This is a genomic window from Dysgonomonas sp. 511 (assembly GCF_010501105.1).
Classification (GTDB): Bacteria; Bacteroidota; Bacteroidia; order Bacteroidales; family Dysgonomonadaceae; genus Dysgonomonas.
Window position 1 is genome coordinate 1 of record NZ_QVMQ01000059.1, and the last position, 4624, is coordinate 4624.

General features: G+C 41.0%; 4 protein-coding genes and 1 pseudogene. All 5 read left to right on the forward strand.

Translation table 11 applies throughout. The annotated features are described in order from the left end of the window. The first annotated feature begins 273 nt into the window (after window positions 1–273). A complete protein-coding gene (locus D0T57_RS14985; protein WP_255490631.1) occupies window positions 274–741 on the forward strand; it encodes a hypothetical protein in 468 nt (155 codons plus the stop codon). Between the two features lie 178 nt (window positions 742–919). Further along, complete coding sequence (locus D0T57_RS14990; RefSeq protein WP_163274285.1) at window positions 920–1834, forward strand: carboxypeptidase-like regulatory domain-containing protein; 915 nt, start codon at window positions 920–922, stop codon at window positions 1832–1834. Continuing rightward, complete coding sequence (locus tag D0T57_RS14995) at window positions 1827–3641, forward strand: outer membrane beta-barrel protein (protein ID WP_163274286.1); 1815 nt, start codon at window positions 1827–1829, stop codon at window positions 3639–3641. Before D0T57_RS14990 ends, D0T57_RS14995 begins: the two co-directional genes overlap by 8 nt. A gap of 43 nt (window positions 3642–3684) precedes the next feature. Next, window positions 3685–4266: a hypothetical protein gene (locus D0T57_RS15000; RefSeq protein WP_163274287.1), complete on the forward strand. Its 582-nt coding sequence runs from the start codon at window positions 3685–3687 to the stop codon at window positions 4264–4266. A gap of 198 nt (window positions 4267–4464) precedes the next feature. After that, a pseudogene (locus D0T57_RS15955) lies at window positions 4465–4536 on the forward strand (S26 family signal peptidase); the annotation flags it as partial. Between the last annotated feature and the right edge of the window lie 88 nt (window positions 4537–4624).

A 4624-nucleotide genomic window follows, 5' to 3' on the forward strand; every position in this document is an offset into this window, starting at 1 on the left:
TTCTTCCCCGCGTTCACCAGATAAGACAAGTGTGCGAATACCTTTAAATCGATCCTGATTACGTATTGCCGCCGAACAAACATCAATTTTTAGGTAGCTGCTGCACCAACGCACACTCAAATCCGGAGATTGTTGAGGGAATTTTCTTCTGGTTGCCTTTTTTCCGGATGTTCCTCCAGCCTTTCCAATCGTACCATCTTCTTTTTCGAAGCAGACCGGAGCGGTAAAGCAGTTTTCTCTGAGAAGTTCCCGCTTAAAACCTCCTTCTTTCCATTGGAAATATATTTTGACACCGAAAGTTTCGGCGAATTTTCGGCGATAATCTGGTGTGATTTCCCAATCAAAAAATGTTTCCTTTTCTTCATCTATACATTGATATTAAACTTTGAAACATTCAAATGTGCTATAAAAGATACGGACACCAGTGCAGGAAATACTTCAGCAAATAAGGTTGTTTGCGATATAATCTCTTTTTCCGATATGTCAGACCCTATAATGGTCGACATAGTCTCACAAAAAGGATTCATTATAAAAAACAATGCAAATGATGTGGATGCTAAAGCTGTGTTATACAGGAACGGGGAAGAAATAGATACGGTAGGAACAGCATATACTTATACATGGAAGTTGTGGAATGCTGCCGGGACAGCGGTCGCTAAAACATACACGGGTAAATTGGTGACAATTGCAAAAGCTGATGTAATAGGTAAAGGAGTTCTGATGTGCGAGGTATCAAAGTGAATAGCAATCACATAAGTGCCTCAATCATATTTGAGGTACTTACGTTCTTACGATTTTACTATACATCAGATACCTCCAAGAATATATCTTAACACAAACTCAATAAATTATTATTCTTTTCGTATTCATTCCGTAACGACTAAAAGCAAACTTTGTGCATGAAATCAAAACGATAAATATGTACAAACAAACAACTATCAAATTGCTGATATGCTTATTCTTAACAATTCCTCTTTCCATATCGGCACAATCAATTAAAGGCACTGTTACAGACGCAAAGACACACGAAACATTACCGGGAGTAACGATTACTATAAAAGGCACTAATATAGGAACGGCAAGTGATTTTGACGGCAATTATCAAATAAATGTACCGGCGGGAAAACATACTGTTGTAGCCACATACGTATCATATGCAACAGAAGAGATTGCCGGAGTGGAAGTAAACGGCGATAAACCTATCATATTGGATATCTCATTAAAAGAGTCAACAAAGGATCTTTCGGAGGTTGTTGTAGAAGCTCGGAAAAATATGGAAGCCGAAAAGATACTGATGATGGACCGTAAATATTCAACCATTGCAGTCGAAAGCATGGGAGCAAGGGAGATGTCGACAAAGGGACTTTCGACCGTTGCCGACGGTATCAAAAAAATAACAGGCATTTCGATGGAAGGCAACAGTAAAGTATTGGTCAGGGGACTGGGCGACCGTTACAGCATGACTTCCCTGAACGGTTTTCCTATCGCATCACCTAACCCAGACAACAAGCTGATTCCCCTAACGCTGTTCCCGACATCGGTTGTGAAAAATGTAACAGTGAGTAAAGTGTATCAGCCCTCTGTCTTTGGCGACTATTCGGGAGCCCATATCGATGTGGAAACAAAAGAAAACATTGGTACTGATTTTATTACCCTCGGTATATCGACCGGAGGCAGGATAAATACCCTTTTCTCCGATTTTTATTCATCCGATAAAACAGGGGCTAAAGCTCCTTATCTGGGAATATCCGGAGGTTTGTCTTTAAAAGACAAAATAAAAGATATGGACCGGGGGCGAATTTCAGGATTATTACAAAAACAATCAGTTGTTTAAAACATCCTTCGGGATAGAGAAAAAAACAGCAATGCCCGAACTAGGGCTAGAGGTCGGTGCCGGCAAATCATGGAAAATAGGCAGTCAGAAACTAAATGCAATGATTGCAGCCAATTTCAACAATGATTATAAGGTATATGATGATGCCTATACCTCTTCGGTAAATGCCCAGGGAGATGTCAAACAAAACTTCCACTACGATAAATATACTTATGAAACAACATTTACCTCTTTGGCTCAGATAAGCTATACGCTGCGACAAAACGATATGCTGTCTTACAATGTAATGTTTGTAAACAATACCGAAGATGAGTTCAAAGAACGTGATGGTTTCGATGCAGAGGGAGTTCCCCTAAAAGGAAGTAATAGCCTGTATCATATCTATACCTTGCTGAATAACCAGATAACAGGTAAGCACCAGTTAAGGGGTAACCGCCTGCACATTGACTGGCAAGGGTCATACGGGCGGACAACCAGTGACGAACCCGACAGACGGCAGGTAATGTTCCGCAGAAATGATGACGGCACATTGTCGCTGTTCAGGCTCAACCAGCAGGAAACGATGCGCTATTTCTCCGACTTGTTTGAAGATGAATGGAACGGAGATGCAAAAATCAAATATATATTGAATAAGGATGCCGAGAAGCAAAATTTTATGCGGTTAGGCATATCCCTGAGGAATAAATCGAGGGACTTTTACTCTGCGAATTTCTATTACGACATAAACCAGTTAAATCCTCAGATAGACAATATTTACGATACGGATTCCTATCTGAATGAAGAAAATATCAGGAACGGAGCAATAACGATAAACCGGGTTTCCCAGAAACGTAATTCTTATTATGCAGGAACAGATATATACGCGGGTTTCCTCGATATGGAATATTATGTTACACCCCGATTACTAGTCGCCGGAGGATTACGTTTCGAAAAATCGAAGCAGTGGGTTCGTTACTGGAACGACCAAGCCGAAGAAAAACGGGCAGAGATGAATGTCGACGACTTCTTCCCCGCATTGAATATAAAATATACAATCGAGGATGAAAATACTCAGAACTACCGTTTCAGCGCATCACGGACAATCACCCGTCCCTCTTTTCTCGAAATGGCGCCTTTCTCCTATCAGGAATCTTACGGAAGCAGTATGGTAATTGGTAATGACAGTATTCAAAACGGCTACAACTACAACTTTGATATCCGTTACGAATTATTTACCAAATCGGGAGATATGTATTCTATCGGTGCATATTACAAGCATCTGGACAATCCGATAGAACAGATTCAGAAATATTCGGGGAGTGTGATAAAAAGTTTTAGGAACGTAAATAAAGGAACGGCTGCTGGTATTGAACTGGAAATAAGGAAAAAAATCACCAAAGACCTGAAAGTAGACTTCAATGCCTCATACATCTATACGCATATAAGTTTACCTGAAAACGGTCTTTATACCGACAAATCAAGGCGGTTGCAGGGAGCTTCGCCTTACCTCGTAAATGTTGACATTAACTACTCACCGAAATTTTCGAACAACAGGGAACTTTCTCTATCTGCCGTATACAATCTTCAGGGACCGCGTATTAATTCGGTGGGGATAAACGGAGTAAGCAATATTGTAGAGCAGGAAGTACATTCTCTCGACTTTATCTCGACATATTCACTGAATGAGAAAATGAAGCTGAAATTACAGGCAAAGAACATACTGAATCAGAAAAGCGAATTTACACAGGAGGTAAATGATGTGGATAAAGTTGTGGAATATTATAAAAAAGGGATTTCGTTAGGAATCGGCTTTTCAATGAATTTTTAAACAGGATAAAACAATATTTAGTATTTACATTAAATGAATGATTATGAAAAAGAGTTTTACAAAGATTGGATTTTATTTACTGGTGGCATTTGCCGTAGCAGGTTTGGCAACAGGCTGTGGTAGCGACGATGACGATATCCCGGCACCTCCGGCCCCCGAAGAGTTGGTTTTAAGCGGTTCGTTAAGTTCTGAGAAAACTCTCCTTACAGGCTATACATATAAACTGGACAAAGGCTATCATGTAAAATCGGGAGGTAACCTGATTATCCAGAAAGGAGTAACTATCGAAGCACAGGAAAATTCGGATGACTCCGACTATATCCTGATAGAACAAGGAGGTAAAATCACAGCCGAAGGTACAAAGGATCAGCCCATTGTAATGACCTCCAAAACAAAAGTTCCCGGAGCATGGGGTGGTGTTCATATTTGCGGAAAAGCTCCAATAAACCTGAATGGCGGTTCCGGTAAGTCGGAAATTGGCGATGCTAATTATGGTGGGAATGTTGCTAATGACAATTCCGGTATAATGAGATACGTCCGCTTGGAATATACAGGTTTTGCTTTTAACCCTGATAAGGAATCGAACGGCTTGACCATGTACGGCGTAGGAAGCGGTACAACGTAATCCTTCGGTCTGCCTCATCTTTTACAAGATTTATATAGTTTTTACCTTTGCGGAGAGAGTTAACGATAAATTAATGAGCCATCAGTTTATGCAAAATAAAAAACAAACGAGACAACTTCCCGGAACCAGGCTACCCGTGCCGCTTCGGCAACCGTACTTGGCGTGCTGGCACAACAAGTAGAGAACATGGTAGTCTCTTCGGCCGACTCGCGTATGTGGGGAATGGTTCCCGAAGACCATATCGTAGGTAAGCCGCTGTTTATCTGGCTGTGCCGGCAAGGCTCGATGTCCTGCTTTCGCGTATCTGGACAGTTCTGACATATATGTTTGTACACCAGAACTTCCTGCATATACTGTT

Coding starts and splice junctions, on each gene's coding strand:
- D0T57_RS14990 (WP_163274285.1), top strand. CDS start 920: ATGTACAAACAAACAACTATCAAATTGCTGATATGCTTATTCTTAACA.
- D0T57_RS15000 (WP_163274287.1), top strand. CDS start 3,685: ATGAAAAAGAGTTTTACAAAGATTGGATTTTATTTACTGGTGGCATTT.